This is a genomic window from Planomonospora alba (assembly GCF_039534085.1).
GTDB lineage: Bacteria > Actinomycetota > Actinomycetes > Streptosporangiales > Streptosporangiaceae > Planomonospora_B > Planomonospora_B alba.
Genome location: NZ_BAAAUT010000120.1, coordinates 1 through 5,211, shown reverse-complemented (window position 1 = coordinate 5,211; position 5,211 = coordinate 1). Strand labels below are relative to the sequence as shown.

The window sequence follows — 5,211 nt, the reverse complement described above, 5'->3', positions numbered from 1 at the left end:
CGCCCCCAGGCCCAGCAGGAGCGCGCCGACGGCGGCGTCCGGCGCGGCCGGCGCGGTGCCGAGCAGCGCGGCCCCGGCGGCGGCGAGCAGGGCGGCGGCCAGCAGGGCGGGCCGCGGACCCGGCCGGAGCACCAGCCGTCCGGCGCCCCCGACGAGCAGCAGACCGGCTCCGAAGGACGACGACAGCCAGGCCAGGTCACCGGGGGGCGTGCCGAGGTCGCGGGCGAGCAGCACCAGGCACGCGCCGAGGCTGTTGACGGTGAACCCGAGCGCGGCCTGCGCGAGCCCGACCTGCCGGACGATCCGCCGCCGCTCCCTCGCCGCCCCGTCCCCGCCCCGTGCCGTGACCGTCCCGGGATCCGATCTCCGCCGCACGGATGTCCCCCTCCGATAAACTCGTGGCCCGAGCATAAAGGAGGTGGCCGTACCCGTGGCAAGCCCCGCAGGCCGTACGCCGTCCGGGCGCCCGCCGTCGGTGCGCGCGCGGGACGCCCGCTGGCGCGGTGCGCTGGCGGTGCTGGAGGAGATGCGCCGGGAGCCGGGCGTCACCCGGGCGGGCGTGGCGCAGCGGCTCGGCCTGACCACCGGTTCGGCCACCGAGATCACCGCGCGCCTGCGCGAGCTGGCGCTGCTCGCCGAGACCCCGGCCGCCGCCTCCGGGCGGGGGCGGCCGACGACCGTGCTGCACCCCCATCCGGAGGGCCCGCTCGTCGTCGCGGTCGACCTCCGGCAGGAGGACTGGCGGCTCGCGGTCGCCGCGCTCGACGGCAGGCCGCACGTCGCCGAGGCGGCCACGCACGGCGACCGCGAGCCCGGCCGGGTGGCCGCCGCGATCGCGGCGGCGGTGCGGCGCGTCCACCGGCGCCACGGCGGCCGGGTCCGGGCCGTGTCGGTGGCCGTCGCCGCGACCGTCGGGCACGGCGGCGTCGTGCAGTCCGCGGTGCTGGGCTGGGACGCGGTGGACCTCGCCGCGCTGCTGCCGGACCCGCGCCTGCCGCTGTTCGTCGGCAACGACGAGGCGCTGGCCGCCGCCGCCGAGGCCCGCTACGGCGCCGCCGCCGGGGCGGGTACGGCGCTGCACGTCACGATCGAGGTCGGCGTGGGCGGCACCCTGGTCGTGGACGGCCGCCCCGTCACGGGCGCGACCGGCGCCGGGGGCGAGTTCGGCCACCTGCCGTTCGGCGACCCCGCGCTGCGCTGCCCGTGCGGCGCGTCGGGGTGCTGGGACCTCACCGTCGACGGCCGGGCCATCGCCCGCCACCTCGGGGAGCCCCCGCCCCCCGACCCGCGCAGCTACGCGCAGGCGGCCCTGGCCGCGGCGGAGCGGGACGCGGCCGTGCGGTCCGCGGTGGGCCGCGCCGCGAGCGCGTTCGGCCGCGGCCTCGCCGGACTGATCAACGCCTTCGACCCCGGCGTCGTCACGCTCGGCGGGTTCGCCGAGCCGCTGCGCACCGCGGCCGCCCCCGAGTTCGGCGCGGCCCTGACCGGCGGGCTGATGCGCTTCCGGCGTCCGGCCCCGCCGCCCGTGGTGGCCGCCGTGCTGGGCGGGGACGGGGCGCTGCACGGGGCCGCGGCCGCCGGGCTCGACCACGTCCTCACCGAGGAGGGCCTCAGCGCGTGGGCGGCCGAGCGCACCGGCTGAGCGGGGAGCCGGGCGCCTCTCAGCGCGGGCCGGACGGCTCCGGCCCGGAGTCGTCCAGGGCGAAGGAGAGGTAGCGGTCGGCGGAGCGGCGGACCGCCTCGGCGCCGTCGGTGTGCACGATCCGCTTCCACCAGCCGCCGTAGACGCGCTCGAAGCGGTACGGCTCCAGCAGCGACAGCGCGCGGCGGATCGTCCGGGGGCGCTCGGGGATGAGGTTCGGATAGCTGTACATGAAGCTCACCCAGCGGCGGTCGGAGACCACCTGGAGGATGTCCCCGGACAGCAGCGCGCCCCGCCCGTCCTCGCCGTCGCGCCAGTGCAGCACCTGGCCGCCCGCGAAGTGCACGCCCGCGTTGACCAGCGTCAGCCCGTCGAGGATCTCCAGCGTCCCGCCCTCCCAGAACACCACCGAGTCGTCCGGCCGGGCGACCCACTCGGCGTCGGCGGCGTGGATGTGGACCGGCGCGTCGAAGGCGTGCGCCCACTCGACCATCGAGCCGTAGAAGTGCGGGTGGCTGATCGCGATCGCGTCGATCCCGCCGAGCTCGTTCACCTCGCGGATCAGGTCGTCGTCGAGGTGGCTGACCATGTCCCACAGCACGTTCCCGGCGGGCGTGCGCACCAGCAGCGCCCGCTGGCCGATGGCGGTGGCCGGGTCGGTGCCGATGCCGACCACCCCGGGGCCCTCCTCGGCGATGCGCATCCGGTGGCCGCGGGCGCGCAGCTCGTTCAGGGAGGTCCAGCGCTGGCCCTCCCAGCCGACGTACTGCCGCTCGTCCTCGCAGATCGGGCAGTTCTCGCGCGGGGCGCCGTACTGGACCCCGCAGGTCACGCAGATGGGCAGATCGTTCACGGCGCCTCCCCGGACGGCGTCACTGCGGTCACCCGGCCATGATCTCACCGGCGTGCCGGTCCGGCTCCGGGCCCGGGAGGCGTGTCCTCGGCCAGGCGGGCCGTCTGCGCCCGCAGGATCGCGATCGCCCCGGTGAGGTAGTCGACGATGGCCGCCAGCTCGCGCTCGTCGTATCTGCCCATCAGGGCGGTCATCTCCCGGCCGAGGTCGGCGAAGACGGCGCCGAGGTCGGGCCGGTGGCCGGTCTCGGCGGAGACGAGCACTCTGCGGCGGTCGGCCGGATCGGGCACCCGGCGCACGTATCCGGCCCGCTCCAGCCGGTCGACCAGCGCGGTGGCCGCGCTGGCGCCGATCCCGAGCTCGGCGGCGAGCGCTCCGGCGGGGAGCGGGCCGTTCCGCGTGACCAGCCCGAGGGCCTTGTGGTCGGCGGCGCTCAGCCCCAGGCGGCGGGCGACCGCCTCGTGGAAGAGCACGATCGCCGTGCTCAGCTCCCAGCCCAGCTCGGCACCGTCGTCCATTCCGGCTCCAATCACTTCAATTCATTGGATATTTCATTCTATCGAAGTACTCTGGCGGCATGGTCATCCTCTCAGGACTCCGGCTCGCCCGTGCCGCGGCGGTCTGGGGCGCACGCTTCCACCTGCGGCACTTGTGGGCCGTCTCCGCGCTCTCCATGGTCCCGACCGTCCAGCGCTTCGTCGCCGTGCGCTGGGGGGAGGAGCTGCCGGCCGCCGCCGGGGCCGGCGGGGAGGCGCTCACCGGGGCCGCCCGGCTGCTCCTGCTGTACGTGATCGTCCGCCTGGCGGTCGCCGACGGGCGCGCGGCGGGGGAGCACGAGGCGGGGGCGGGCGAGCGGGGGTCGGGGGAGCGGGGGGCCGGCGAGGGGGGCCTGTGGGAACGGCTGGCCGCGGGACTCGACCGGAGGCGGGGCGAGTTCGCCGTGCAGTTCCTCGTCCTGGGGGCGGCCTTCACCGTGTTCGACATCCTGCCGAACCTGGCCGTCGCGCACTGGGTCGCCGCGCAGGACCGCGAGCTCGTGGCGTCCGTCCTCGTCTCGGTGAAGAACCCCACGGTCATCGCCTTCACGTTCGTCTGGATGGTCGGGGTGGCGCGGGAGCTGTACCTGGCGGGCCGCTCCCCGGTGCGGGGCTGACCGCCGCGGGCCGTCACCGGGCCCGGCCGCCACGGGGACGGCCGGGCGGCGGCACGGGGCGTCACAGGGTGCCCAGCCGCCCGGCCACGTCGCGGATCGCCGTCTGCAGCCCGGCGTCGCCGGGCACCTCCTCGACGAAGTACCACCAGAAGCCGCCGCCCACGCTCCACTCGTAGCCGAGCGCCGCCGCGTAGTAGTGGGCCGCCAGCGCCCGCCGGGCCGCCGCGGGGTCGCCCGGGTCGAACGCCCAGTACGCCCTGGTGGTGTCCTCGGACCAGTAGCCGAGCTCGCCGAGGGCGATCCGCAGGCCGGGGAACTCGGCGTGCAGGGCGGTCATCACCTGGTCGAAGGCGAGCCCCAGCGGCGCGTCCTCGGCGTAGACGGAGAGCGCGACCACGTCGATGTCCGCGCGGACCGCGGCGGGCAGGTTCTCCCGGGCCCAGGTGAAGACCGACCACCGGGCGGCGTCGGTGCCCAGCTGCCAGTAGAGCGTCACGACGACCTGGGCCCGCGGCCGGGTCGCGCGCACGTAGGCGGCCGCATCAGCGATCTTGTTCGCGATCCGGTCGTCCGCCGCGACCGCCCTCCCGCCCTGGCAGCCGCCGTCCACCCAGCAGCCGTTGGCCTCGTTGGCCACCTCCCAGGCCTCGATCTCCGGGTAGGCGTCGACGTAGGCCCTGACCCGTGCCAGGTAGGCGGCGCGGCTGTGCCCGCGGGCGAAGGCCGAGTCCACCGGCTGGCCGAGCACCTTCAGCCCGGCGGCGCGGGCGGCCCGCACCGCCGCCCGGTAGTGCTCCGGATCGCCCCCGTCCCGGGCCGGTTCGAAGACGATCCGCACCCAGCCGTGCGATCCGGTCAGCCACCTGGCGAGCCCCGGCCACGGCACCCGCGTCGCGACGTCGGCCACGGTCAGGCCCGTCCAGGTCTCGGCGCCGCGCGCCGCGGCGGAGGCGGGGCCGTACTCGGCGAGCATCAGGTCGGTCGCGGTGTGCACCGCGTCCAGCGCGCGCTGGCCGTGCCCGCCGCGCCCGGCGTCGGTGGAGGCGGCGCGGGCCCGGTCCAGTTCGGCGGCGGCCGTGGCGTAGGCGCGCTCGAAGTCCGCCGAGCGCCGGTAGCCGGGCCGTACGGCCAGCGCCGCGTCGAGCCTGCGCTTGGCGTCGAGCGCCGCCTGGTGGTTGAAGACGACGGTCCCCCGGCCGGTGAAGCCGGTGCCGCCGTTGTCGACGATCACGGTGGAGTAGCCGCGCGAGGTCGGCCAGTTGACGGCGAAGGCCACCGCCCGGCCCGGCACGTCGAAGCGCCAGCGGCCGGGCGTGCCGCCGGAGTAGAGCGGCCACTCCGTCACCACCTGGAGGGTCGCCGGGTCGACCAGCGCGTCGCTGTCACCGCCGCCGCTGCCGTGCATCACCTTCTTGACGGCCTCGCCGGTCAGTTCGGCGCCCTCGCCGGCGGCGTCGTAGAACTTCAGGACGACGGCGTCGCCGCTACGGGCGGGCGTCCCGCTCCCTCCGGCGACCGCCACCGCCGCGGCGACCCCCGCGGCGAGCAGGAGCAGCGTCACGA

At 76.9% G+C, this 5,211-nt stretch carries 5 protein-coding genes and 1 pseudogene; 2 read left to right on the top strand and 4 right to left on the bottom strand.

All coding sequences use genetic code 11. The features are described from left to right. A pseudogene (locus ABD823_RS34030) lies at positions 1–375 on the bottom strand (hypothetical protein); the annotation flags it as partial. A gap of 55 nt (positions 376–430) precedes the next feature. Here ABD823_RS34030 and ABD823_RS34025 point away from each other — a divergent pair. Then, entirely contained in the window at positions 431–1,642 is a 1,212-nt protein-coding gene (locus tag ABD823_RS34025; RefSeq protein ID WP_344867010.1) for an ROK family transcriptional regulator, read from the top strand. 19 nt (positions 1,643–1,661) lie between these two features. On the opposite strand, the gene ABD823_RS34020 is transcribed toward ABD823_RS34025, so the two are convergent. Together ABD823_RS34020 and ABD823_RS34015 are read right to left on the bottom strand one after the other, a co-directional pair. Further along, positions 1,662–2,495 (bottom strand): MBL fold metallo-hydrolase, encoded by an 834-nt coding sequence (locus tag ABD823_RS34020; RefSeq protein WP_344867008.1) that lies wholly within the window; start codon positions 2,493–2,495, stop codon positions 1,662–1,664. Positions 2,496–2,539: 44 nt separating this feature from the next. Then, entirely contained in the window at positions 2,540–3,013 is a 474-nt protein-coding gene (locus ABD823_RS34015) for a MarR family winged helix-turn-helix transcriptional regulator (RefSeq protein WP_344867006.1), read from the bottom strand. A gap of 59 nt (positions 3,014–3,072) precedes the next feature. Here ABD823_RS34015 and ABD823_RS34010 point away from each other — a divergent pair, with 59 nt between their 5' ends. After that, a complete protein-coding gene (locus tag ABD823_RS34010; RefSeq protein ID WP_344867004.1) occupies positions 3,073–3,648 on the top strand; it encodes a hypothetical protein in 576 nt (191 codons plus the stop codon). Positions 3,649–3,709: 61 nt separating this feature from the next. Here the strand turns inward: ABD823_RS34010 and ABD823_RS34005 are convergent. After that, positions 3,710–5,211 (bottom strand): hypothetical protein (locus ABD823_RS34005; protein WP_344867002.1); only part of this gene is annotated, 1,502 nt, incomplete at its 5' end.